The sequence below is a fragment of the Friedmanniella luteola genome (genome assembly GCF_900105065.1).
Classification (GTDB): domain Bacteria; phylum Actinomycetota; class Actinomycetes; order Propionibacteriales; family Propionibacteriaceae; genus Microlunatus; species Microlunatus luteolus.
Window position 1 is genome coordinate 1066161 of the sequence record NZ_LT629749.1, and the last position, 24207, is coordinate 1090367.

25 protein-coding genes are annotated in these 24207 nt (G+C 76.4%); 16 read left to right on the forward strand and 9 right to left on the reverse strand.

Features of this window, described 5'->3' with window-relative positions; all coding sequences use genetic code 11:
• Positions 1-309: 309 nt before the first annotated feature.
• From BLT72_RS05075 to BLT72_RS05085, 3 genes are all read left to right on the forward strand, one after another.
• Positions 310-666: a hypothetical protein gene (locus BLT72_RS05075; RefSeq protein WP_091410737.1), complete on the forward strand. Its 357-nt coding sequence runs from the start codon at positions 310-312 to the stop codon at positions 664-666.
• Positions 667-709: 43 nt separating this feature from the next.
• Positions 710-2095, forward strand: a complete 1386-nt coding sequence (locus BLT72_RS05080) for a class II 3-deoxy-7-phosphoheptulonate synthase (RefSeq protein ID WP_091410740.1) — start codon at positions 710-712, stop codon at positions 2093-2095.
• A gap of 258 nt (positions 2096-2353) precedes the next feature.
• On the forward strand, positions 2354-3379 hold the full coding sequence (locus BLT72_RS05085; RefSeq protein WP_091410742.1) for a threonine aldolase family protein: 1026 nt from the start codon (positions 2354-2356) through the stop codon (positions 3377-3379).
• A gap of 25 nt (positions 3380-3404) precedes the next feature.
• Here BLT72_RS05085 and BLT72_RS05090 read toward each other — a convergent pair whose 3' ends face one another.
• On the reverse strand, positions 3405-3980 hold the full coding sequence (locus BLT72_RS05090; protein ID WP_157720301.1) for a DUF2087 domain-containing protein: 576 nt from the start codon (positions 3978-3980) through the stop codon (positions 3405-3407).
• Positions 3981-4053: 73 nt separating this feature from the next.
• Between BLT72_RS05090 and BLT72_RS05095 the strand changes: the two genes are divergently transcribed.
• Together BLT72_RS05095 and BLT72_RS05100 are read left to right on the forward strand one after the other, a co-directional pair.
• Positions 4054-4713: an MBL fold metallo-hydrolase gene (locus tag BLT72_RS05095; protein WP_091410746.1), complete on the forward strand. Its 660-nt coding sequence runs from the start codon at positions 4054-4056 to the stop codon at positions 4711-4713.
• Positions 4703-5386 (forward strand): SDR family oxidoreductase, encoded by a 684-nt coding sequence (locus BLT72_RS05100; RefSeq protein ID WP_231930343.1) that lies wholly within the window; start codon positions 4703-4705, stop codon positions 5384-5386. The genes BLT72_RS05095 and BLT72_RS05100 overlap by 11 nt, the downstream gene beginning before the upstream one ends.
• A gap of 4 nt (positions 5387-5390) precedes the next feature.
• Here the strand turns inward: BLT72_RS05100 and BLT72_RS05105 are convergent, their stop codons facing one another.
• The 5 genes from BLT72_RS05105 to BLT72_RS05125 form a co-directional block, all read right to left on the reverse strand.
• The gene (locus BLT72_RS05105; RefSeq protein WP_091410748.1) at positions 5391-6122 is read right to left on the reverse strand and encodes a VOC family protein; all 732 of its coding nucleotides are present in this window, start codon (positions 6120-6122) and stop codon (positions 5391-5393) included.
• Positions 6119-7429 carry a hypothetical protein gene (locus BLT72_RS05110; RefSeq protein ID WP_091410749.1) on the reverse strand — a complete coding sequence of 437 codons (1311 nt, stop codon included), beginning with the start codon at positions 7427-7429 and terminating at the stop codon, positions 6119-6121. The genes BLT72_RS05105 and BLT72_RS05110 overlap by 4 nt, the downstream gene beginning before the upstream one ends.
• A complete protein-coding gene (locus BLT72_RS05115; protein WP_231930344.1) occupies positions 7426-8373 on the reverse strand; it encodes a DMT family transporter in 948 nt (315 codons plus the stop codon). Before BLT72_RS05115 ends, BLT72_RS05110 begins: the two co-directional genes overlap by 4 nt.
• Before the next feature lie 34 nt (positions 8374-8407).
• Positions 8408-10477, reverse strand: coding sequence for a Stk1 family PASTA domain-containing Ser/Thr kinase (pknB, locus tag BLT72_RS05120; RefSeq protein ID WP_091416750.1), 2070 nt, complete (start codon positions 10475-10477; stop codon positions 8408-8410).
• Positions 10478-10698: 221 nt separating this feature from the next.
• A complete protein-coding gene (locus BLT72_RS05125; protein WP_091410750.1) occupies positions 10699-11562 on the reverse strand; it encodes an NAD(P)-dependent oxidoreductase in 864 nt (287 codons plus the stop codon).
• Positions 11563-11656: 94 nt separating this feature from the next.
• Here BLT72_RS05125 and BLT72_RS05130 point away from each other — a divergent pair, with 94 nt between their 5' ends.
• From BLT72_RS05130 to BLT72_RS05145, 4 genes are read left to right on the forward strand one after another with little or no spacing between them, the layout of a single operon-like run.
• Positions 11657-12679, forward strand: coding sequence for an LLM class flavin-dependent oxidoreductase (locus BLT72_RS05130; protein WP_091410751.1), 1023 nt, complete (start codon positions 11657-11659; stop codon positions 12677-12679).
• Positions 12680-12729: 50 nt separating this feature from the next.
• Positions 12730-13440, forward strand: a complete 711-nt coding sequence (locus tag BLT72_RS05135; protein WP_091410754.1) for a thiamine phosphate synthase — start codon at positions 12730-12732, stop codon at positions 13438-13440.
• On the forward strand, positions 13437-13901 hold the full coding sequence (locus BLT72_RS05140; protein WP_091410757.1) for a guanyl-specific ribonuclease: 465 nt from the start codon (positions 13437-13439) through the stop codon (positions 13899-13901). The genes BLT72_RS05135 and BLT72_RS05140 overlap by 4 nt, the downstream gene beginning before the upstream one ends.
• Positions 13898-14254, forward strand: coding sequence for a barstar family protein (locus BLT72_RS05145; RefSeq protein WP_091410758.1), 357 nt, complete (start codon positions 13898-13900; stop codon positions 14252-14254). The genes BLT72_RS05140 and BLT72_RS05145 overlap by 4 nt, the downstream gene beginning before the upstream one ends.
• A gap of 16 nt (positions 14255-14270) precedes the next feature.
• Here the strand turns inward: BLT72_RS05145 and BLT72_RS05150 are convergent, their stop codons facing one another.
• Complete coding sequence (locus BLT72_RS05150) at positions 14271-15365, reverse strand: polyprenyl synthetase family protein (protein WP_425349234.1); 1095 nt, start codon at positions 15363-15365, stop codon at positions 14271-14273.
• 111 nt (positions 15366-15476) lie between these two features.
• Between BLT72_RS05150 and metF the strand changes: the two genes are divergently transcribed.
• Positions 15477-16406 (forward strand): methylenetetrahydrofolate reductase [NAD(P)H], encoded by a 930-nt coding sequence (metF, locus tag BLT72_RS05155; RefSeq protein WP_091410760.1) that lies wholly within the window; start codon positions 15477-15479, stop codon positions 16404-16406.
• Here the strand turns inward: metF and BLT72_RS05160 are convergent.
• Entirely contained in the window at positions 16351-18522 is a 2172-nt protein-coding gene (locus BLT72_RS05160) for a HelD family protein (protein WP_091416757.1), read from the reverse strand. The genes metF and BLT72_RS05160 overlap by 56 nt on opposite strands.
• Positions 18523-18712: 190 nt before the next feature.
• A complete protein-coding gene (locus BLT72_RS05165) occupies positions 18713-20023 on the reverse strand; it encodes a phytoene desaturase family protein (protein ID WP_157720302.1) in 1311 nt (436 codons plus the stop codon).
• Between the two features lie 43 nt (positions 20024-20066).
• Between BLT72_RS05165 and BLT72_RS05170 the strand changes: the two genes are divergently transcribed.
• The 6 genes from BLT72_RS05170 to BLT72_RS05190 all read left to right on the forward strand — a co-directional run bounded on the left by BLT72_RS05170 (position 20067) and on the right by BLT72_RS05190 (position 24195).
• Positions 20067-20408: an Rdx family protein gene (locus tag BLT72_RS05170; protein ID WP_091410763.1), complete on the forward strand. Its 342-nt coding sequence runs from the start codon at positions 20067-20069 to the stop codon at positions 20406-20408.
• A 361-nt stretch (positions 20409-20769) separates the two neighbouring features.
• Positions 20770-21108, forward strand: coding sequence for a hypothetical protein (locus tag BLT72_RS22480; RefSeq protein WP_172826025.1), 339 nt, complete (start codon positions 20770-20772; stop codon positions 21106-21108).
• Positions 21105-21560, forward strand: coding sequence for an SAV_6107 family HEPN domain-containing protein (locus BLT72_RS05175; RefSeq protein WP_231930345.1), 456 nt, complete (start codon positions 21105-21107; stop codon positions 21558-21560). The genes BLT72_RS22480 and BLT72_RS05175 overlap by 4 nt, the downstream gene beginning before the upstream one ends.
• 101 nt (positions 21561-21661) lie before the next feature.
• Entirely contained in the window at positions 21662-22399 is a 738-nt protein-coding gene (locus tag BLT72_RS05180; RefSeq protein WP_091410765.1) for a methyltransferase domain-containing protein, read from the forward strand.
• Positions 22400-22412: 13 nt separating this feature from the next.
• Positions 22413-23597, forward strand: a complete 1185-nt coding sequence (gene dinB, locus BLT72_RS05185; protein WP_231930347.1) for a DNA polymerase IV — start codon at positions 22413-22415, stop codon at positions 23595-23597.
• Between the two features lie 181 nt (positions 23598-23778).
• Complete coding sequence (locus BLT72_RS05190) at positions 23779-24195, forward strand: DUF3040 domain-containing protein (RefSeq protein ID WP_157720303.1); 417 nt, start codon at positions 23779-23781, stop codon at positions 24193-24195.
• Positions 24196-24207: the final 12 nt, after the last annotated feature.

The window sequence follows — 24207 nt, forward strand, 5'->3', positions numbered from 1 at the left end:
GCGGCCCAGCCGTCACCGTCCGTCCCTGTCGTCGGCCGTGCCGGGCCCCCCGGGCGCCGGTCCGCGTCATGACCGGGGAGCCGAGGCGTCTCAGGGGTGACGGCTCCACCGACGCGTGGCGTGTCCGGGGCGTGGGGAGCGTTCCCGTCGACCGGCGTGGCGGTGGAGCCGTCGAACTGCGGCTGCGGGGCGCCGCACCCCCTGGGGCGTTCCGCAGCCGCAGCCACCGGGAGCGGGCAGGTGCGCGACCCGGAAGCCGACGAGAGAGGCCGACGATGTCCTGGTTCCCCGACGCGGGCGGGCCGTGCGGTGCGTGACGACGTCCTGCGGGAGGCGCTGGTCCGGCTCTACACCGCGGACTACGGGGCCCACTGCCCGCTGACGTCCGCGGCGGCCGTCCTCCCCGGGTGCGGGTCGGAGCTCCGGGCGCGCTGCCGGGCGGAACTGCAGGCCCGGCTGCGGGCGGACGCGGACGGGCTGCGGGTCTGGCTCGCCCAGACCGCGCGCGAGCTGTTCCTCAGCGAGCCGGCGCTCCGCCGCGGCCTCGGCCTGGAGGACGCGGCCGACTTCTGGGGCTGGTTCGACCGCGCCCTGTGGGCGGTACCCGGCTCCGGCGACGGCCCGGGCGTCCAGCGGCCCCCGGTCGGGGCGGCGACCACGTCCTGACAATCGGGCGGTCCCGGCGGCCCCCGGCGTCTAGAGTGTGCGGATGCTCGATGCGTCCCCGGTCCCCTCGCTGGACGAGCTGCATGCTCTGAACCCGCTCCAGCAGCCGACCTATGCCGACCAGGGCGCCCTCGCTGACGTGATCGGCAAGCTGCGCACCCTGCCGCCGCTGGTCTTCGCCGGCGAGTGCGACGAGCTGCGGGCCAAGATGGCCAGCGTCGCCGCGGGGGAGGCCTTCCTGCTGCAGGGCGGTGACTGCGCCGAGACGTTCGAGGGCGTGACGGCCGACAACATCCAGAACAAGCTGCGCACGCTGCTGTCGATGGCCGTCGTGCTCACCTACGCGGCGCAGGTGCCGATCGTCAAGGTCGGCCGGATGGCCGGTCAGTACGCCAAGCCCCGCAGCTCCGGCTCCGAGACCCGCGACGGCGTCACGCTGCCGGCCTACCGGGGCGACGCGGTCAACGGTTTCGCCTTCAGCCCCGCGTCGCGCGAGCCCGACCCGCAGCGGCTGCTCGGCGTCTACAACGCCTCGTCGGCGACGCTCAACCTGACCCGGGCCTTCGTGACCGGCGGCTTCGCCCACCTGCGGCGGGTGCACAGCTGGAACGCGAACTTCGTCCTCAGCTCGGGCGCCGGTGTCCGCTACCAGGACTTGGCCGACGAGATCGACCGGGCGCTGGCCTTCATGGTGGCCTGCGGGATCGACGACGACGCCTTCCGCACCGTCGACTTCTACTCCAGCCACGAGGCCCTGGTGATGGAGTACGAGCACGCGCTGACCCGGATCGACTCCCGCACCCGGCAGCCCTACGGCACGTCCGGGCACTTCCTGTGGATCGGCGAGCGGACCCGGCAGCTGGACGGCGCGCACGTCGAGCTGATGCGGCACATCCGCAACCCGCTGGGCGTGAAGCTGGGACCGACGACGACGGCCGACACCGCCCTGGAGCTCGCCGACCGGCTGGACCCGGACCACGAGCCGGGCCGGATCACCTTCATCACCCGGATGGGGGCCGGCAAGGTCCGCGACATCCTGCCCGAGGTGGTGGCCAAGGTGACCGCCAGCGGCCGTCAGGTGGCCTGGGTCTGCGACCCGATGCACGGCAACACCTTCGAGGCCCGCAACGGCTACAAGACCCGCGCCTTCTCCGACGTGGTGGAGGAGCTCAACGGCTTCTTCGACGTGCACGAGGAGCTCGGCACCTGGCCGGGCGGGGTGCACGTCGAGCTCACCGGCGACGACGTCACCGAGTGCGTCGGCGGCAGCGACGACCTCGTCGAGGCCGACCTCGTGAACCGCTACGAGACGCTCTGCGACCCGCGGCTCAACCGCAACCAGTCGCTGGAGCTGGCCTTCCTGGTGGCCGAGCGGCTCACCAGCGGCCGGATCCGCCGAGCCAAGGCCGTCCAGGCCGCCGCGGTCTGACGCCCAGCCCGCCTCGGACCTGCGGGAACGAGGGCCGAGCGGCACCGGTCGCTGCTGGACCGTGACGGACGGCGGTGCTCCACCAGGATCCCTGCTGTGCCCGGGCTCGTCGTGCTGGCCGCCGCGCTGGCGCTCCGGACCGGCCGGCCGGCCGAGCAGCCACCGGCATGGCCGGCCGCGGCCCCGATCCGACGGGGAGCCCGACCACCTGCCGGGCGTCGGCCCGCCGCGTCCGTGCCGCCGGGTAGAACAGAGGGCGTGATCGATCTGCGCTCCGACACCGTCACCCGACCCACCGCCGCGATGCGGGCCGCGATGGCCGAGGCCCCCGTCGGCGACGACGTCTACGGGGAGGACCCGACCGTCCTCGAGCTGGAGCGGCGGACGGCGGCGCTGCTGGGCCACGAGGCGGGGCTCTACTGCGCCACCGGCTCGCTGGCCAACCTGCTCGGCGTCCGGATGCTCGTGGAGCCGGGCCAGGAGGTCCTGTGCGACGTCGCCGCCCACGTGGCCCGCGCCGAGATGGGGGCGCACGCGGCCGTGCACGGCCTGACGATGCGGACGTGGCCGTCGGACCACGGACGGCTGGAGGCCGAGCGGGTGGCCGAGATCCTGTCGCCGGCCGCCGGTCCCTACCTGGTCTCGACCGCCGCCGTCGCGGTGGAGAACACGCACAACTTCGGCGGCGGCACCATCCAGCCGCTGGAGCAGCTCGAGGCCGTCGGCGCCCTCTGCCGGGAGCACGGCCTGGGCTACCACCTCGACGGCGCGCGGCTGTGGAACGCGCACGTGGCGAGCGGCGTGCCGCTCGAGGTCTACGGCCGGCTGTTCGACACCGTCAGCGTCTGCTTCTCCAAGGGCCTCGGCGCCCCCGTCGGCTCGGTGCTCGTGGGCAGCGCGGAGAACATGGCCCGCGCCCGGGTGCAGCGGAAGCGGCTCGGTGGCGGCTGGCGGCAGGCCGGGATGCTGGCCGCGGGCGCCCTGCACGCGCTCGACCACCACGTCGCCCGGCTGGCCGAGGACCACGCGGCGGCCCGCGCCCTGGCCGAGGCCGTCGCCGAGCACGCCCCCGCGGCCGTGGACGTCGACGCGCTCGAGACCAACATCGTCGTGCTCTCGACCGGCGACCGGCCCGCCGCTCCCGTGGCGGCGGCCGCCGCCGAGCAGGGGGTCCTGGTCTCCGCACTCGGTCCCCGGATGGTCCGGGTGGTCACCCACCTCGACGTGACCGCCGAGGAGTGCACGAGCGCCGGCAAGGTGCTCGGCGCGCTGCTCGGCGGCTAGCCGGACCACCCCGGCGGGCGGTCGTTCAAGGGGTGACGCGGCGGTAGTCCCGGCCGGCGGAGCGGGTGAGGCGGTTCTCCTCGACCAGGAACCGGCGGACGCTGGCCACGTCGTCGGTGACCTCGGCCAGGGCGGCGTTCACCTCGCCCTCGGTCAGGGCCCGGTCGGCGGGCAGCAGCTGGACCAGCAGGGCGGCCAGCCGCTCCCGCTCGTCCACGCGGGCCAGCACCGGGAGCCCCGTCAGCCGGCCGTGCCGGAACAGCCGGCCGAGCGCCGGGTCCGCGGCCAGCAGTGCGGTGACGGGCAGCGCGGCCAGCAGCGCCCCGGCGGTCTCCTCGAGGACCTGGACCCGCGGCCGCACCCGGTGCGCGGCGACGGTGACCAGGCCGGCTGCCTCGAGCGCCGCGAGGTGGCGGGCCGTCGTGCGGAGGTCCGTGCCCTGGTCCGCCGCGAGCGCCGGGACCGTGCAGCCCTGCGTCGGCTCCTCCAGCCGCAGGACGCCGCCGAGCAGCGCGGCCCGCTGCCGGTCCGCCAGGACCGCCAGCTGCTGCGCGGCCCGGCTGAGCAGGGTGGCGGACGGGGCGGCGTCGTCGTCGGTCACGGCCGCAGTCTCTCCCGCCGGGGAGGCGGACGCCATCGGTTTCGCCGCGGGCGGGCTGCCGTAGGTTGACGCCATGCGCATCGCCCACCTCGGCCACGCCGCCGTCCTGATCGAGACCGCCGACGCCCGGATCCTGCTGGACCCGGGGAACCTGTCGACGGGCTGGCACGGGCTCACCGACCTCGACGCCGTCCTGGTCACCCACGGCCACCCCGACCACCTCGACCCCGAGCACCTGCCGGCCCTGCTGGCGGCCAACCCGTCCGCCCGGGTGCTGCTGGAGCCGTCGGTGCTGCAGCAGGTGCAGGCCGGCGACCTGCCGCCGCTCGGGGAGGGCGCGGCCGCCCTGGCGCCGGAGGAGCAGACCGCCGTGGGTGACGTGCTGGTCACCGCGGTCGGCGGTCAGCACGCCGTCATCCACCGCGACATCCCCCGGATCGGCAACGTCGGCTTCGTGCTGCGGTCCGAGGGGGAGCCGACGTTCTTCCACCCCGGCGACTCCTACGAGACCGCGCCGAGCGGGGTCGACGTCGTCGCCATGCCCTCCTACGGGCCCTGGGGCGCGCTCAAGGAGACGGTGGACTGGGTGCGCGCCGTGGGGGCGCTCGAGGGGTTCCCGATCCACGACGAGCTGCTCAACGACCGCGGCCGCGGGCTGATCTCGGGCCGCGTCGACGCCATGACCGGCACCCGGGTGCTCGACCTGCGCGGCGGTGCGAGCCATGACTTCTGAGGACGGACGCGCTGCGGGGCGCGGGATGCGCGTCGTCATCGCCGGGGGTCACGGCCAGATCGCCCTGCTCACCGCCCGGCTGCTGGCCGACGCCGGGCACCGGCCCGTCGGCCTGATCCGCAACCCCGCCCAGGGCGGGGACCTGGTCGCCGCCGGGGCCGAGCCGGCCGTCGTCGACCTCGAGCACAGCGACGTCGACACGGTGGCCGCGCTGCTGAGCGGGGCCGACGCCGTCGTCTTCGCCGCGGGGGCGGGCCCGAACAGCGGGGCGGCCCGCAAGCTCACCCTCGACCGGGACGGTGCCGTCCTGCTGGCCGACGCGGCCGAGCGGGCCGGGGTCCGGCGCTACGTGATGGTCTCCTCGATGGGCGCCGACACCTTCGACGCCGGCTCCGAGGACGTCTTCCAGGTCTACCAGCGGGCCAAGAGCGAGGCGGACGCCGACCTCCGCCGCCGCGACCTGGACTGGACCGTCGTCCGGCCGGGCGGGCTGACCGACGAGGCGCCGACCGGTCGCGTCCGGGTGGCCGTCGAGACCGGGCGGGGCACCGTGCCGCGGGCCGACGTGGCCGCGGTGCTCGCCGCCCTGCTGAGCACGGGGGCGGGCGTCGGCGCACAGTTCGAGCTGGTCAGCGGGGACACGCCCGTGGCGGAGGCCGTCGCTGCGCTCTGACCCCTCAGGGCGCGTCGGGGGCGTTGCGCGTGACGCAGAAGACCTGCCCGGCCGGGTCGCGCAGGGCGACGAAGCCGTCGCCCTCGTGCAGCGGCGCGGCGCCCCGGTCCTGGAGCAGTGTGACGTCGGCCGCGAGGTCCTCCGAGCCGAGGTCGAGGTGCAGCCGGGTCGGGCCGCCGTCGTCGTCGTCCAGCCGCTGCAGCAGCACCTGCAGGGGGTGGCCGGGCGACGGGACCAGCCGGCCGAGGAACTCGGGGTCGTCGACGGGCACCTCTCGCCAGGCCAGCGCCGCCCGCCAGAACGCGGCGTCGACGTCCACCAGCCGCGGCGGCAGGTCCAGGCAGACCTGCACCAGCCGTCGGCGGGTGCCCGAGGGTCCCGTGACCGGCGCCGGCCGGGTCCGGGGACGGGCGGCCAGCAGGCAGAGCTCCAGCCCGCCGGGGGAGCGCACGGTCCACCAGTCGGCGGTCCGGCGCACGTCGGTGGCCCCCAGGGCCAGCAGCCGGGCGTGCTCGGCGTCGACGTCGTCGACCTCGAGGTCGAGGTGCCGGCCGGCCGGGCCGTCGACCTGCTGGAGGTGCACGTACGCGTCGCCGTCGGGTGGGCTGAAGCTGCGCAGCTCCGGGTGGTCCGGCCACGGGCCGCCGAGCGGCCAGCCGAGGGCGGTGGCCCAGAAGCCGCCCGTGGGCTCGGCGGCCGGCACGTCGAGCACGACGTGCAGCCAGCCGGCGGTCACCGGAGCTCCGGGGTGGGCTGCGCCCCGAGCGGGGCGTGCGCCGGTGCCGGGGGCAGCGGTGCGGTCAGCGCGTCCACGCGGAAGGCCGGCGGGGAGATCTGGAGGTTCTTCCACACGAAGGAGGGCACCCGGGCGAGGAAGTCGTGGGCGAAGTCGGCGCAGAAGGCGAGCGTCTCGGTGTCGTGGGAGGAGACGAGGAACCGCATCAGGTTCCCCTCGATCCGGAGGCCCGGCGGCCGGACGGCCATCAGGAACTCCATGGTGCGCGGGTGGATGACGTCGTAGGCGAGCCGGGCGCTGGCCGAGCGGACCTTGAACCGGTCGTTGAACTCCTCGCTCTCGAACCGGATGCGCTCGCCGCCCCAGCCGCCGTCGACGCTGAGCTGCGGGAGCGCGAAGGGCAGCCAGACCCCGGCGACGACCTCGTCGTGGTGCTCGGTGACGGTCCGCGTCTGGCTGCGGCCCTGGCTGTCGGTGCTGGTCTCGGTGCGGTGGGTCTTCCAGCGGTGCACCAGCCCTTCGACGGGGAGCCCGCCGTTGTCGCCGCGGACGACCTGCTCAGTGGTGTGCCCGAAGCCGGCGGTGGTCAGGCCGAAGCGGGCGATCGCGCTGTCGTCGGAGCCCACCAGCACCCAGTCGGGCCGGCCGTGGAAGGTGAACCCGGGGGCCACCGGGGGCCGGGACCAGGGGGCGACGGCGGCGGGGTCGACGGCCAGCACCACCGGGGCCAGCGCCTCGAGGTACGCCTGCAGGGCGTCGGGGTCCTTCGGGGCGCCCACCGCCACCAGCTGGGCACCGTCGACGCTGACGTCGACCGGGTGACCGGCCCGGCCGAAGGCGGCGAGGGCGGCGAGCACCGCGGGGCTCAGCAGCGCCCGGGCGTAGCCGGGGTCGGCGGCGTGCACCTGCAGGGCCGGGTCGAGAGGGACCGCGGGCAGCCGGACGCCGGCCCGGACGGGTCCCGCGCTGACGAACAGGTCGGGCAGGGTGGCGGGCAGCCGCAGGCTCGCCAGGCGGGCGTCGAAGCGGGGTCCGCCGCTCTTCACCTCGTACTCGAAGACCCGGAAGGGCACGCCCGCGCGCGTGGTGCCGGCGATACCCTCGTCGACGGCCCGGACCAGGCCGAGACCGAAGGGCGGGGCGTGGTGGTCGAGCACCGACTCCAGGGACGGGGCGCTCTCGAAGGCCCAGCCGCGCTCCCGGAGGCTGGCGACGTAGCGGTGCCGGCGGACCAGCAGGAGCACCCCGAGGACCACGCCCACCAGGAGCAGGCCGAGCAGGACGTAGACCACCGGGCCCCCGTTCACGACGTCTCGCGGCCCACGTCGACGGGGGTCGCCGGGCCGGTCGGGCCGGCGTCGGCACGGCCGCGGCGGCGCCGCGGGGCGAGCTCCACGAGGTACATGGCGGCGAGGATAGCGAGCCCACCGGCCACCATCCTGGACGTCAGCCGGTCGTCGCCGAGGGTCACGGCGAAGGCCGCGGCCCACACCGGCTCCATGGCCATCACGACGGCGGCGCGCGCGGCCTCCACCCGGGCCTGGGCCCAGGTCTGCAGCACCATGGTGAGCGCGCCGGCGACGACGGCGAGGTACAGCACGGCCAGCCAGTCGCCCGTCGACGCGGGCAGCTGCAGGCCCGGGCTGCCCGCGCCGGGCCAGACCGCGGCCACCGTGCAGACCGCGGTGATGACGACCATCTGCACCAGGCTGAGCGGCAGCGCCTCGCCGGGGGTGGACAGCCGGCCCATCGCGATGATGTGGCCGGCGTAGACCAGGGCCGACAGCAGGGTGAGCAGCTCGCCGGGGCCGAGGGCGAAGCCGTTCAGGCTCAGCACCCCGAGCCCGACGGTGGCCAGCCCGGAGGCCGCCCAGGTGGTGGCGCTGACCCGGGTCCGCAGCAGCAGCGCGGCCAGCAGGGGCGTCGCCACGACGTAGAGGCCGGTGATGAAGCCCGAGACGCTGGCCGAGGTCAGGGCGAGCCCGGCGGTCTGCAGGATCTGGGCGACCCCGTAGAGCAGTCCCAGCAGCAGGCCCGAGCGCAGGGTCGCCCGGCTCATCCGCAGCCGGCGCCCGGCCAGCAGCACGAGGGCGAGGCTGCCGATCCCGAACCGCAGGGCCAGCATGTCCGCGACGGGCAGCCGGACCAGCAGGTCCTTGATCAGGAAGAAGGTCGACCCCCAGGCCGCGGTCATGGCCAGCAGGGCCAGCAGCGGGGCGAGGTCGGACCGGCGACGGAGGGGGGACGGCACCCGCCCAGCCTAGGGGTGGGGTGCCGGCCCGGGATCAGACGACGTAGAGGGTGATCGTCGAGCCCTTCGGTGCCTGCGAGCGGGCCTTCGGGTCGGTGGAGACGACGAAGCCGACGCCGATGTAGTTGACCGCCGCCGCCTGCACCCGGGTCCGGAAGCCGGCGTCCTGCATCACCTTCTCGGCGGCCCGGACCCCCATCGCCCGGACGTTCGGCACGGTGACCAGGACGGGTCCGAGCGAGCGGGCGAGCTCGACCTCGTCGCCCTTCTGCCCGGTGCCGGGCCCGGGCGACTGGCTGATGACCCGGCCGACCGGCACCTCGTCGGAGTGGGCGGTCGTGACCGTGACCAGGAAGCCGGCCTTCTCGAGCGCCGCGACGGCGTCGTCGACGCCCTTGCCGGTCCAGTCGGCGATCTTGACCGGCTTCGGGCCGCGGGACACCGTCAGCGCGACGGCGGTGCCGGGCTTGACCGGGGTCCCGGCCGCGGCCGAGGCCCCGGTCACGGTGCCGGCCGGCACGGTGTCGCTCCAGGCCTCGGTGACCTCGCCGGCGCTGAGCCGCCCGTTCGCCAGGGCCGCCGCGGCCTCGGCCCGCGGCAGCCCGACGAGGGTGGGCACGGGGTAGCGCTCGGGGCCCCGGGAGACGACGGCGTCGATCGGGCCGCCGTCGAGGATCTTCGCGCCGGGGCCCGGCTCGGTCGAGATGACGGCGCCGCGGGGAACCGACTCGCTGTAGGCCTCGTCGACCCGCAGGTCCAGCCCGGCCCGGTCGGCGACCTGCTCGGCGTCGGCGCGGGTCAGGCTGGCCAGCGCGGGCGCCGTGGTGAAGCGGCCCTCGGTCAGGTACCAGCCGGCCAGCAGCGCCAGGGTGGTGAGCAGCAGCACCAGCAGCACGGCCAACCAGCCGCGGCGGCGGCGGCGGGCCTGCCGCTCCCGCTGGGCGGCGGCCCGGCCGAGCCCCGAGGGGCGGGGAGCCACCGGCACGACGGGCGGCGGGGCCGAGGCCGCGGTGGGCCGGAGGGCCTCGACGTGGGCCGGTCCGGGTCCGGCCGTCGGCGGTGCCGGGGCGGGCGGCGGGGCGTCGGCGGCCGGCGAGCGCGGGGTGGCCGGGGCGCCACCGGTGGTCAGCGGCGCCGCCGCGACCCACTGGGTGGGCTCGCCGTCGGCGTCGTCCACGGGCTGCGTGCGCAGCACGCTGAGGTCCTGGGTGAGCTCGGGGTCGTCGACGACGCCGTCGCGCAGGGCCGCCCGGACCCGGCGCACCTGGGTGAGCAGCACCCGGGCGTCGTGCGGGCGGCTGTCGGCGTCGCGGGCGGTGGCCCCGGCGACCAGGGCGTCGAGGTAGGGCGGGATCCGGCCGGAGCGGTTCACCGCCGACGGCGCCGGGACGTCGTTGTGGACGTGGGCGTAGGCGACCTGGATGGGGGTCTCGCCGGTGTGCGGCTTGCGGCCGGTGAGCAGCTCGAACAGCACGACCCCTGCGCTGTACACGTCGGAGCGGGCGTCGGCGCGGCCCGAGAGCACCAGCTCGGGCGGCAGGTAGGACACCGTGCCGATCAGCATCCCCTGGGTGGCCGTCGAGGTCTGCGCGGAGACGGCCTTGGCCAGGCCGAAATCGGCGACCTTGATCTGCCCGCGGTCGCTGATCAGCACGTTCTCGGGCTTGACGTCGCGGTGCACCAGCCCGGCGTCGTGGGCGGCGGCCAGCGCGGCGAGCACCGGCTCGAACACCTCCAGGGCCCGGGTGGGCGCCATCGGCGCCTCGCGCAGGATGACGTCGCGCAAGGTGGGGCCCTCGACGTACTCCATGACGATGTAGGGCCGCAGGGTGTGGCCGTCCAGCACGGCCTGGCCCTGGTCGAACACCGAGACGACGTTCGGGTGGGAGAGCCGGGCCGCGGCGCGGGCCTCGCGGTCGAACTTCTTGGCGAACTCGACGTCGTCGCCGAGCCCGACGTGCATGACCTTGACGGCGACGGTGCGGGTCAGCCGGGTGTCCACGGCCTGGTAGACGGTGGCCATGCCGCCCCGGGCGAGACGCTGGGTGATCTGGTAGCGACCGTCGAGGACCTGGCCGACCAGGGGGTCGCCGACGCTCGTCATGGTCACGCCTGCTCCAGACACGGTGGGGACGATGGCCGTGTGGGCCTCGGCCGCGAGCATAGGCCGGTCGGGGCGCTCGCCCGGGGAGGGCACGCCGTCGCCCGTCCGCCCGTCGCCGTCCACCGGTCGAGGATGCCGGACGCTCCTGTGCGTCCCGGGCGTTCTCGGGGGAGGACCGGGGTCACCGGCCCGGCGGTCCGGGTCACCCCCGACGGGCCGGGCTAGTCCTCACCGCGCAGCGCGGTCACGACCGCGGCGATGTCGTCCTCGCCGTGCCCGGCGGCCGACGCGGTGGCGTAGCAGTCGCGGACGGCGCCGAGCAGCCGCGACGGGAGCCCCCGGGCCTCGGCGGCGGCCAGGATGAGGCCGAGGTCCTTGAGCCCGCCGTCCAGCCCGAAGGCGGGGGAGAAGGCGCCCTGCAGCATGGCCGGCCCCTTCGTCTGCGCGTAGGCGCTGTCGGTGGCCGTGCCGCGGATGGCCTCGAGGAAGAGCTCCGGGTCGACGCCCTGCGCCTGGGCCAGGACGAGCGACTGCGCCGTCGCCGCCGTCAGCGTCAGCACCCAGGTGTTCGCGGCGAGCTTGAGCGCCGACGCCGCCCCCGCGCGGTCGCCGGCCCAGACGACGCGCGCCGCGACGGCGTCCAGCACCGGCGCGACCCGGGCCCGCAGCGCCGGGTCGCCGCTGGCCAGCACGACGAGGGTGCCGTCCTCGGCGGGCTTCCGGGTGCCGAGGACGGGGGCGTCGAGGAAGGCCAGCCCGTGCTCGGCGGCGAGGGCGGCCAGCTCCGCCGTCCCCACCGGGCCGACGGTCCCCGTCTGCAGCCACACGGCGCCCAGGCCGACGGCCCCGACGGCCTCCGCCATCACCGCGCGGGTGGCCTCGAGGTCGAACAGCATGGTCAGCACGACGTCCGCGCCGGCCACGGCCTCCGCGGGGGAGCGCGCCGCGGTCGCGCCGGCGGCGACCAGGGCGTCGGTCCTCCCGGGTGAGCGGTTCCAGACCCGGACGGCGTGCCCCGCCGCCAGCAGGCTGGCGGCCATCGGCGCGCCCATCGTCCCGGTCCCCAGCACGGCCACGTCTGTCATGGTGTCTGTTCTACCCGCTGGCCCCGCGGCGCCCGCATCCGGGAATAATTGAACGCTCAATCGTCGTTGCGTCGGCAACCAGGAGGAGACAGACATGGAGTTCGGACTCACCACCTTCGCCGAGATCAACGACCCGGCCGTGTCGCCGGGCGAGCGGCTCCGCGAGGTCGTCGAGGAGGCGGTGCTGGCCGACCAGCTCGGCCTCGACGTCTACGGGATCGGGGAGCACCACCGGCCCGACATGGCCGCGTCGGCCCCCGAGATCGTGCTGGCCACCATCGCCGGCCGCACCGAGAAGATCCACCTGAGCAGCGCGGTGACCGTGCTCAGCTCGGCGGACCCGGTGCGCGCCTTCCAGAACTTCGCCACCCTCGACCTCCTCTCCAGCGGCCGGGCGGAGCTGATGGCGGGCCGCGGCTCCTTCACCGAGTCCTTCCCGCTGTTCGGCTACTCCCTCGGCGACTACGACGAGCTGTTCGCCGAGAAGCTCGACCTGCTGCTGGCGCTCCGGGCGGAGGGCCCCACCACCTGGTCGGGCCAGTTCCGCGCCCCGCTGGACGGCGTGGTCGTGCACCCGCGGCCCGAGGGCCGGCCGCTCCCGGTCTGGGTCGCCGTCGGGGGGACCCCGAACTCGATCGTCCGGGCCGGCACGCTGGGTCTGCCCATGGCGCTGGCGATCATCGGTGGCCAGCCCGCCGGCTTCGCCCCGCACGCCGACCTCTACCGGCGCGCCCTCGAGCACGGCGGCCACCCGGCCAGCACCCCGCTGGCGGTGCACGCGCACGGCTACGTCGCCGGCGACGAGCAGGCCGCCCGCGCCGACTTCCTGCCCGGCTACAAGGCCACCTTCGACAAGCTCGGCCGGGAGCGCGGCTGGGCCCCGATGTCCCGCGCCCAGATCGAGGGCCTGATCGGCCCCGAGGGAGCCCTCTTCTTCGGTCACCCCGAGCGGGTGGCGGACAAGATCGTCGCCCTGCACGACCTGCTGGGTCTCGACCGCTTCGAGATGCACGTCAGCCACGTCGACCACGCGAGGACGATGCGCTCCATCGAGCTCTTCGCGACCGAGGTGGTCCCGCTGGTCCAGGCCCGGTTGGCGGTACCGGCCACCGTCTGAGGGGCCGCGCGCGCCGTCGGTCGCCCGGCGCCGCTCGCTAGGGTGACCGCGTGAGCGCACTGATGGGCCTCGAGGCGCGGCTGCGGCTGGCCCGGCTGTTCCTGCGGACCGACGCCCGCCGCCGGCAGGGCGACCTGGCCGCGTTCCTGACGGCCGCCTTCGCCGGCGGGGTCGACGTGGTCCAGATCAGGCAGGACGGTCTGGACGTGGTGACCGGCCGCGAGGTCCTCGAGACGGCGCGTCGAGCCGCCGCGTCCGCCCAGGCTGTCGTCGGGGTGCTGGGCGACCCCGCCTGGGCGGGTGCCCTGCAGGCCGACCTGCTGCACGTCGGGGCCGCCGGGGGCAGCTCCGCGGAGGCGCGCGCGCCGCTGCACGCCTCGGCCCTGCTCGGCCGCTCCACCCGGCGCGCCACGGACGTCGGCGCGGCGCTCGCGGACGACGCGCTCGACTACTTCTCCGTCGGACCGGTGCACGCCGCCCCGGGACTGGAGCTGGTCCGCCACGCGGCCCGGGTGGCCCCCGTCTTCGACGTGGCTGCCAAGCCCTGGTTCGCCGTCGGCGGGGTCACCGAGGCCTCCCTGGTGCGGGTGCTGGACGCCGGCGCCCGCCGGGTCTGCGTCGAGACGGCGCTGACGGCCGCCGACGACCCGCAGGAGGCCGCGGCCCGGCTGGCCCGCCCGCTGGCCGAGGCCTGGCGCGCCGACCCGGCCGCGGCGCGCTACGGGTTCGCCGCCGCGGCCAGCCGCGGCCGCCCGCGGTGACCGGTCGGCTCAGGGCCGTCGCCGCCGTCGGCGCGCTGCTCGTCCTGGTCCTGCTCGCCCTCTGGGGCAGCACCGGCACCCAGACCGCCGAGCCGCCGGCCGCCGGCACCGCCGGTCGGGGGACGGCCACCGGCGGCGCCACCCCCGCCCCGACCGGCGGCGGCACGGACCGGGAGTCCGGGCTGCCGCTGGTCGCCCTCGCGTCGCTGCCCCGGGAGGCGCAGCAGACCGTCCGGCTCATCGACGCCGGCGGCCCGTTCCCCTACGACCGCGACGGCGTCACCTTCGGCAACCGGGAGGCGCTGCTGCCCAGCCGGCCGCGCGGCTACTACCGCGAGTACACGGTCCCCACGCCGGGCGAGGACGACCGCGGCGCCCGGCGGATCGTCGCCGGGGACGACGGCCGCCAGCTGTTCTGGACCGACGACCACTACGCCTCCTTCGCCCGGGTGCAGCGGTGACCGGCGACCGGCCGCCGCTGACGCCCGGCGTCTACCGGATGGCCGACGCCGCGACGGTGGCGCAGCGGCTGGCCTCGAGCGGCTGGGACGCCCGCCCGGTGGGCGCCGCCCGCACGACGCCCGCGCTCTACGCGTCGCTGGCCGCCGCCCTGGCGCTGCCGTCCTGGTTCGGCGCCAACCTCGACGCCCTCTGGGACTGCCTGGCCGACCTCGACCGGCCGACCGCGCTGGTGCTGGCCGGCTGGGACGGCTTCGCCCGCGCCCAGCCGCGCCAGGCCCGCCGCCTGCTGGAGCTGTTCGCCGAGCGCGCTGCCCAGGACCCGCCCTTCGTCGTGGTGCTCGCGGCCGGCTGAGCCGGCGGCCGGCCCCTCAGAACTGCCGGCGGACCGCGGCCTCGGCCAGCGCGGTGAGCCCGCGACGGCCCTCGTCGGTGACCGGCGCGGTCCCCAGCGCGGCCAGCGCCCGCGCGAGGCCGTCGGCGATCATCGCCTCCACGGCGTCCACCGCCCCCGAGCTGACGATGACGTCCTGCAGCGCGGCCACGCCGTCGGCGTCGAGGTCCGGGTCGCCGAGCCGGGCGGCCAGCAGGGCGCGGCCGGCGGCGTCGGCGCCGGCGTAGGCGTGGGCGACCAGCACGGTCCGCTTGCCCTCCCGCAGGTCGTCGCCGGCCGGCTTGCCGGTCACGGCGCTGTCGCCGAAGACGCCCAGCAGGTCGTCGCGGAACTGGAACGCCCGGCCCGCGGGCGACCCGTACGCGGCCAGTGCGTCCTGCAGCCCCGGGTCGGCGCCGCCGAGGGCCGCGCCCAGCTGGCAGGGCCGCTGGACGGTGTAGCGCGCGGACTTGTACTCCACCACCCGGCCCGCCTCGGCGAGCGCGGCCGCGGGGTCGGCCCGCAGCGGCTGCGCCTGGGCGACGATGTCGAGGTACTGCCCGCAGGTGACCTCGGTGCGCATCGCCTCGGCGACCGGGGTGGCGCGGGCCAGGGCGTCGGCGGCCATCCCGGAGCGCAGCAGCAGCTCGGCGGACCACATCAGCAGCAGGTCCCCGAGCAGGATCGCCGCGGCCCGGCCGAACGCGCCGGCGTCGCCCAGCCGCCCGGCGGCGGTGTGCTGGGCCTCGAACTGGCGGTGGGCGGCCGGTCGCCCGCGGCGCAGGTCGGAGGAGTCCATCACGTCGTCGTGCACGAGGGCGGAGACGTGCAGCAGGTCCAGGCTCGCGGCCGCCCGCAGCAGGGGCTCCGCCGTCGCGGCGTCCGGCAGCCCGGCGGCGGCGACGTAGCCCCAGACGCAGAACGCGGGCCGCAGCCGCTTGCCCCCGTCCAGCAGCTCCGCGGCCAGGGTGCGCAGCGGCGCCAGCTCGGGTCCCATCCCCGCCAGCACCGGCTCCTGCCCGGCCAGGAAGGCCGTCACCGTGGAGCCGACCGCCTCCCGGAAGGACGGCCCGAGCGGCGCGTCCGCGTCCAGCAGCGGGGCGGGGCCGGGTGGGTGGTGCTCAGCGGCGGACCGGGCAGGGGATCGGGTGACCACATGCTGAGCCTACGGAGGGGGTGCCGGGGGCCGACCTATGGTGTTCGCATGCCGGGCCGGACTGCGTCACCACCGCGTCCGCGGACCCCCACGGTGGCCGAGCTGCTGGCCACCGCCGGCCGGCCCCTGTTCTCCTTCGAGCTGTTCCCGCCCCGCGACGAGGCCGGCTCGCGCCAGCTGTGGCAGACGGTCCGGGAGCTCGAGGCGCTGGGGGCGGACTTCGTCTCCGTCACCTACGGGGCCAGCGGCTCCACCCGCGAGCGGACGATCGGCGCGACCGAGCAGATCGCGCTCACCACCACGCTGCGCACCGTCGCCCACCTCACCTGCGCCAGCCAGAGCCGCGAGCAGCTGCGCCGGGTCGTCGGCGCCTACGCCGCGGCCGGGGTCCGGCACGTGCTCGCCATCCGCGGGGACATGCCCGGCGGGCCGCGGGAGCCGTGGGTGAAGCACCCGGACGGCCTCGACAACGCGACCGAGCTGGTCCGCCTGGTCCGCGAGCTGGGGGACTTCTGCGTCGGGGTGGGCGCGTTCCCCGACCCGCACCCGTCGTCCTGCGACGCCGACCTCGACGCGCGGATCCTGGTCGAGAAGGCCCGGGCCGGCGCCAGCTACGCCATCACCCAGCTGTTCTTCCGGCCCGAGGACTACTTCGCGCTGGTCGCCCGGGTCCGCGCCCTGGGCTGCGACCTGCCGATCATCCCGGGCATCATGCCCATCACCAACGTCCGCCAGGTCGCCCGGTTCGCCGAGCTCTCCGGGGCCGCGCTGCCCGAGGCGGTGGTCGACCGCGTCGAGGCCGTCGCCGGCGACGACGACGCGGTCCGCCGCGTGGGCACGGCGATCGGCACCGAGCTGTCCGAGGCGCTGCTCGACGGCGGCGCCCCGGGTCTGCACTTCTACACCCAGAACCGCTCCCGGGCTACCCGAGAGATCTACGCCAACCTGGCGAGCCGGCTCCTGCCGCGTCGAGGGTGACCAGGCGCTGCGTCGGCCGCGTCAGCGCCACGTAGAGCGACCGCACCCCACCGGGCGACTCGGCCACCAGCCGGTCCGGGTCCACCACCAGCACCCCGTCGTACTCCAGGCCCTTGGACTCGAGCGAGGTCACGACGGCGAGCCGCTCGGCCCCGGGGAGGGCGGCCGCGTCGAGGGCGGCGCGGACGCCGTCCCGGGCGGTCGGGGGGCAGATGACGCCGACGGTGCCCTCCACCTGCGTCAGCAGGTCGGCCACCGCGTCGACGGCGGCGGGCTCGACGCCCCGCTCGTCGGCGACCAGCAGCAGCGGTGCGACGCCGGTGGAGCGGACGGCCTTGGGCAGGTCGGCCTCCGGGTAGGCCTGCACGACGACGGAGGCGGCCAGGTCGAAGACCTCGGCCGGGCTGCGGTAGTTGGTGCTCATCCGGAACCGGCGGACCGGGGCCGTCCCGACCAGCTCCTGGAGCGCCCGGTCGGTCTCGGCCGCGTCCGGCCACGAGCTCTGGGCCGGGTCGCCGACGATCGTCCAGGAGGCCCCCGCCCCCCGGCGGCGGAGCATCCGCCACTGCATGGGCGTGATGTCCTGCGCCTCGTCCACCAGCACGTGGCTGTAGGTCTCGTGCGGCTCGGCGAACGGGTCGACCTCGCGGACCGGGGTCAGCCGGTCGGCGGTGGTCACCACCTCGGCGTACTCGGCGTCGTCGGGCAGGAAGAGCGGCTCGTCGCGGTCCTCGGTCTCCGTGACCGGCCCCAGCAGGCTGACCAGCTCGTCGAGCAGCGCGCCGTCGGCGACGGTCCAGTCGGCCGTGCGGGCGAGGTCGGCCGTCCGCGGGTAGGAGGCGGCCAGCCGGTCCTGCTCGGCCTCGCTGAGGGTGGAGCCGGCGAGCCGGGCCAGCAGCCCGCGGTCGCCCAGCCGGGCCAGGGCGGTCGGCGCGCTCACCCCGGGCCACCAGGCCAGCAGGAACATGGTGAAGGCGGCCGTGTCGGTGACCGCGTCGTCGAACTCGTCGCGCTCCAGGTCCAGCTCGGCCGGCCGGCCCCGCCACAGCGCCTGCAGCAGCGCCTTCTCGGCGGCCTCCCGGCCGGCGTTCAGCTTGTGGTGCGCGAGCACGTCGGCGCGGATCCGCTCCAGGGCGTCCACCCGCAGCACCAGCACGTGCCCCTTGAGGGTCAACCGGAGCTCGAGCGGGACCGCCTGCGGCGGCTCCTGCACGAGCCGGCGGAGCACCCGGACCATCCGCAGGCTGCCCTTGACCGCCGACGTCGGGGCGTCGTCCACCCGGTCACCGGCCAGCCGGACGACGTCCGCGGCCACCGTGCCGACCGGGCGCAGGGTCACCGACTCCTCGCCGAGGGAGGGCAGCACCCGCTCGATGTAGTTCATGAACACCAGGCTGGGCCCCACCACGAGCACGCCGCCCGAGGTGAAGCGGCGGCGGTTGGAGTAGAGCAGGTAGGCCGCGCGGTGCAGGGCGACGACGGTCTTCCCGGTGCCGGGACCGCCGGAGATCATCGTGAAGCCCTGGTAGGGGGCCCGGATCGCCTCGTCCTGCTCGCCCTGGATGGTGGCGACGATGTCGCGCATCGTGTGCCCGCGGGCGCGGGAGAGCGCGGCCATCAGGGCACCCTCGCCGACGACGGCCAGGTCGTCGCGGGCGTTCTCGCCGTCCAGCAGGTCGTCCTCGATGCCGACCACCCGCTGGCCCTGGCAGCGCAGCACGCGGCGGCGGACCACCTGCATCGGGTCGTGCGGGGTGGCCCGGTAGAACGGCTCCGCGGCCCGGGCACGCCAGTCGATCACCAGCGGCTCGTAGTCGGCGTCGCGCACGCCGATCCGGCCCACGTAGCGGACCTCGCCGTCGGTCCGGTCCAGCCGGCCGAAGACGAGGCCCTCGTGCTCGGCGTCCAGCACCGCGAGCCGCTTGGCGGCCTGGAAGGCGAAGACGTCGCGCTCGTAGAGGCCGGTGCCGTCCTCCTCGCGGACGTAGGAGCCGCGGTCGGACTGGTAGAGCGAGCGGCCCGCGGAGGCCACCTCCTGGGCGGTGCGGGTGGCGTCGGCCAGCCGCGCGTAGACCAGGTCCACGTGCGCCTGCTCGGCCGCCACCTCGCGCTCCACGAGGTCCGGGGAGGCCGGCCCGCCCGACTCGTCGGCGGGACGCCGGCTGTCCTCGGGCTCGTCGGGAGCGGTCACTCGGTGCACGGAAGTCAAAGAGTCTCGTCCTCAGTCAGGAAAGCGAACGTCTCACTATACGGGGACGGGGCGCGTTCCGGAGGCGCTGGAGTGGCTGGAGTGACGACCGCGTCGCTCACCCGAGGGCGTCGTGGCACGCGTAGGAGGCGAGGGCACCGGACAGCACGACCTGCGACGGACCGTTCCCGCCGGCGGAGGCGGCGCTGGCCAGGTGCAGCCCGGGCAGGCCCGGGGTGACGGGCGGGCGCTGCAGCCAGCTCCGCCAGCCCCGCCAGGCCGCGCCGGCGGACGGGTTCGGCCCGGCCCGGCCGAAGTCGTGCCGGCTGACCACCGTGGCCCCGTCGACCGTCCCGTCCCCCACCGGCCGGGCCCAGCTGACGACGGGGGTGCCGTCGACGTCCAGCTCGACGGTCTCGGTGACCGCCCGCGCGGGCCGGTCGAGGCGGCCGTGCTCGACGGCCGGCGCCGCGGCGGGGTGCAGCCGGTGGGTGCGCCGGCGCAGCGCCGGTGCGGCGTCGGGTGGCAGCAGCGCGTCGACCAGCTGCCACGGGTCGGTGGTCACGACGACGGCCGCGGCCCGGCGGAGGCCGTCCGGCACCCGGACGCCGACCACCCGGCCGTCCTCGACCTCGAGTCCGGTGACCGGCGTGCCCCGGTGCACCACCACCCGGCGGGTGGCCAGCCGTGCCGCCAGCACCTCGACGAGCACCGACGAGCGCCCGGTGTCGGAGGGCCGGGCGGCGGGGTCGCTCGCCGCCACGTGCCAGTGCCCGAACCGCCGGCTGACGCTGAGGTCGACCGCGACGAAGGCCGGCGTCCGCTCCGGGCGGGACCCGTGCCGGTGGGCCAGGCTGCGGACGAGCGCCTCCAGGTGCGGTTCCTGCAGCCGTGCGGCCAGCCAGGCCAGGCTGCGACGGGCGTGCAGCCGGGCCAGCACCGGCCGGGAGAGCTGGCGGCGCTCCTGCAGCGGGTACTCCAGACCCAGCGGCCGGAGCGTCTGCCACACCTCGTCGAGCTCGTCGAGCAGGTCGCGCCAACGGTCGGCGGCGGCGGCGCCGTAGGCCGCCCGGAGGGTGGCCTGCTGGGCGCCCCGCTCGGTGGGCAGGTCCAGCAGGCTGCCGTCGGCGAAGCGGTAGCGGACGGGCGGGGCGGGCACCAGCGCGTGCCCCGACCGGGCCAGCTCCGCCTCCAGCGGCCGGCCGCTCTTGCGGAACAGGTCCCGCCACGGGGCGGGGAAGGGGAGCAGCCCGGGTGCCGCGTCCACCGGGCCGACCCCGGGGAGGTCGCCGGGGGCCCAGCGGCCGCCCAGGACGTCCGCCCGCTCGAACAGCTCGACGGGGTGGCCCGCCTTGGCGAGGCGCGCCGCGGCGGCCATCCCGGCCACGCCGCCGCCGACGACGACCACCGGCGCGGGAGGGGCGGACATGGGCACGAGCGTAGGCGGTGGCGCGGGCTGCCAGGCTGGGCGCATGGACCCCGAGCAGCCGCCCGCCACCGCCCCCCGGGCGGGGGCGCGGGTCGAGATCACCTACTGCACCCAGTGCCGCTGGCTGCTCCGGGCGACCTGGCTCGCCTCGGAGCTGCTGACCACCTTCACGACGGACCTCGGGGAGGTGGCCCTGGTGCCCGGCACCGGGGGTGTCTTCCGGGTCCGCCTCGACGACGACGTGGTGTGGGACCGGGCCGTCGACGGCGGCTTCCCCGAGCTGGCCGACCTCAAGCGCGTCGTGCGGGACCGGGTGGCGCCCGGCCGGAGCCTCGGGCACACGGACCGGGCGGCCGCCGCCCGGGCGACACCCCCGGCCGGCTGACCCCGGCCGGCTGACCCGGCCGCCGACGCGGGCGCCGGCACCCCTTGACGTGTCAGAGCCGCGGTGTAGATTGTTCCCCAGATCGAACAGGCGTTCGATTCCACCCTCCGCTCTTGGGGAAGCAGCGGCGGACGGGTCGACCGCCTGCAGGATGCGGCGTCGTGTTCGCGGCACGCGCTCCTGGCACGCCTCGACGCGGACGGACCTCGACCCCCGTCCGCGTCGGGGTGGCCCGTCCGTCCGCGACCCACCCGACCGTGCCACCGGCCCCTGCCGGCGTCCGGTCGTGCCCCCGCCCTGCCGCTCGCCCCGTCCGTTCGTCCTGCCCGCCCCGTCCACCAAGCCTGCTGAAGGAGCCTCCGTGCCTGCTCTGAGGAGCGTCGCCGTGCTCGACCCGTCCGCGTCCGCCGCCCGCCTGCCCGTCCCGAGCCGCCCCGTCGGTGCCGACGACCGGGAGCCCGTCGAGGTCCGCACCGAAGCGGTCGACGGGGTCGTGACCCCCACCCAGCTGCTGCGCGACGGGCGGCTGTGGGTCGTCCGCGCGGCCGCGGCGCTGCCGGGACCCCTGGTCCGCTGGCGGGTCGACGCGACCCCGGGGCCCGGGGTGCCGGCCGTGCCGTTGGAGCTCAGCGATCAGCACGGACGTTGGACGCTGGTCGAGGTGTCCGCCGCGGGGACCGGGTCGCCGTCGTGGTCGTGAGCGTGGTGGCACCGGTCCGGCTGGCCGAGCGGCAGGCGTCCCGGGCCCAGGGGCGGCGGGCCGTCGCGACGGACCTGGCGCGCGCCCGCGCCGCCCTCGACGAGGCGGCGGCGGCCGCCAGCCCCGCCGAGCGGTACCTGGCGACCCACGCCGCGGCCCTCCGCGTGGCGGCCGTCGTGCTCGCGGTGCGGGCCCGGCCCGCGCCCGGGGCCCGGCCGCGCAACGCCTGGTGGCTGCTGGCCGAGGTGGCGCCCGAGCTGGGGGAGTGGGCCGCCTTCTACGCCGCCACCGGGTCGCGTCGGGACGCGCTGCTCGCCGGCTCGACCGGCGCGGTCAGCACGCGTGAGGCGGACGACCTGCTGCGCGACACGGAGGGATTCCTCGCCCTGGTCCAGCACGCGGTGGCCCCGCCCGGACCGGCGGCCGCCCGGCCGGGTGCGGAGTCGTCGTGACCGCCGCTCGCGCGCCCGTCCCGACGCGGGGGCATGCCCTAGGCTGCCGCTCGACGGCGGGCTCTCCCGGATCCCGCCCACCCGGCACGCAGGAGGAGACGATGGCCGAGCCCCGACGCCGGCGGTCGGTCTCGGCGACGTTCCTGCTGGAGCTGCTGGCCGGTCAGCTCCGCGGGCTCGACCCGGCCGGGAGCCCCCTGGAGGTCGTCGACCTCGGGGGCGGCACCGGGGGCGTGGCCACGGCGCTGGCCGGCTACGGCCACCGCGTCACCGTCATCGACCCCAGCCCGGACGCCCTCGCCTCGCTCGGACGACGCACCGCCGAGGCCGGGCTCGGGAACCGCATCCGCGCCCGGCAGGGTGACGCCGCCGACCTGGTCGACGTGGTCGGCGAGCGCTCGGTCGACGTCGTCGTCTGCCACCGGGTGCTGGAGGTGGTGGAGTCGCCGCCGGAGGCGCTCGCCGCCGTCGCGTCGGTGCTGCGGCCGGGTGGCGCGCTCAGCCTGCTGGCCTCGCAGCGCAAGGCCGCCGTGCTCGGGCACGCCCTGGCCGGGCACATCGGCCTGGCCCGCCGGGCCTGGGCCGACACCCAGCGCTTCGACCACGACGGCCTGGTCGCGCTGCTCGACGGTGCCGGCTTCACCCTGCAGGCCAGCCACGGCATCGGGGCGCTGGCCGACCACGTCGCGGAGTCGGTGCTGGAGGCGCAGCCCGGCGCCTTCGCCGAGCTGAGCGCGCTGGAGGCGGAGGTGAGCACCGACCCGGCCTTCCGGGCCCTGGCGCCGCAGGTGCACCTGTTCGCCCGGGTGGGGCTGACCACCCCCGCCGCCGTCGACTGAGCCCGGTGCGGCGGTGAGCAGCGCGGGCCCCTCGACCGGTCCGATCATCATGCACGTCGACATGGACGCCTTCTACGCCTCCGTCGCGCTGCGGGAGCGCCCCGACCTGCGGGGCACCCCCGTCGTGGTGGGCGGGGAGCACCGCGGCGTCGTCCTGTCGGCCACCTACGAGGCCCGGGCGCTGGGCGTGCGGTCGGGCATGTCGTCGACGCAGGCCCGGCGGCTGGCGCCCGCGGCGACCTTCGTGCCGCCCGACTTCGACCGCTACAGCGAGGTCTCCCGCGCCATCGTCGCCGTGTTCGGCACGGTGTCCGCCGTCGTCGAGTCCGCCTCGATCGACGAGGCCTTCCTCGACCTGACCGGCTCGGTGCGGATGTTCGGCCCGCCCGCCGAGATCGGCGAGCACGTCCGCGCCGTCGTCGCCGACGAGCAGGGCATCACCTGCTCGGTCGGCATCGGTCCCACCAAGTTCGTGGCCAAGATGGGCAGCCGCGCCGCCAAGCCGGACGGTCTGGTGGAGGTCCCGCCGGGTGCGGTCGCCTCCTTCCTGCACCCGCTGCCGGTGGAGGCCATGTGGGGTGTCGGCCCGTCGACCGCCCGACGGCTGCACGGCCTGGGGCTGGAGACCGTGGGGGACCTCGCAGGCACCCCCGTGTCGACGCTGCGGCAGACCTTCGGTCCGCACAGCGGCCGGGTGCTGCACGAGCTGGCCCACGGGCGGGACCGCCGGCGGGTGGTCCCCACCGAGCCCGAGCGCAGCGTCGGCTCGCAGGAGACCCTGGGCCGGGACACCGACGACCCGGACGTCGTCCGCCGGGAGCTGCTGCGGATGGCGGACCGGACGGCCGGCCGGATGCGCAAGGCCGGCCTGGTGGGCCGGGTGGTCGCGGTCTCGCTGCGGTTCTCCGACTTCACCGAGGTGACCCGCTCGACCACGCTGCCCACCCCGACCGACGTCACCGAGGAGATCTACGAGGCGGCGGTGGCCCTGCACGACAAGCTGGGCCTGGACCGTGCCCGGATCCGCCGCGTGGGGGTGCGGGTGGAGGGCGTCGCCCCCGCCGGGCAGGCCTACCGGCAGCCGCAGCTGACCGACCCCGAGCACGGCTGGCAGGAGGCCGACCAGGCCGTCGACGCCGCCGTCGCCAGGTTCGGGCCGGCCGCCGTCCAGCGACTGGCGCTCAAGCGCCGACACTGATCGGTCGATTCCGTTTCCCTTAGCGGATCTGCCACCTAAACTGAACTCGACTCGCCCAGCAGGGCGGCGCTGGATGCACGAGACGTCCGGGCTGCAGGTCCAGGGGTACCTCCTGGCCCGGCGCCGGAGGCGACGTACGATGGCGGGGAGTCAACGACGAGACCGGCGGGAGGTGGGTCCGATGGCCCTCTCGGACGAGGAGCAGCGGCTCCTGGCGCAGATGGAGGCCGCCCTGGCGGCCGAGGACCCCAAGCTGGTCAACGCCTTGCGCGGGACCGGGGTGCGCCGGGTCCACCGTCGTCGAGCCGCGGTCGCGGGCGTCGGCTTCTTCGTGGGACTGGCCCTCCTGGTCGTCGGCATCACGCTGGACCGCGAGGTGCTGGGTGTCGTCGTGAGCGTGCTCGGCTTCGTCGTCATGGTCGCCGCCTCGGTCGTGGCCATCTACTCCTGGCAGCACGTCGGGGGCGTGGGCGCCGACCCGGCGCAGACCCCCGACCGGGCCACCACCGCCCAGGGTTCCCGTTCCGCGGGCGACCAGGGCTTCATGAACAAGATGGAGGAGCGCTGGCGCAAGCGCCGCGACGAGTCGGGGTTCTGACCCGACCTCCAG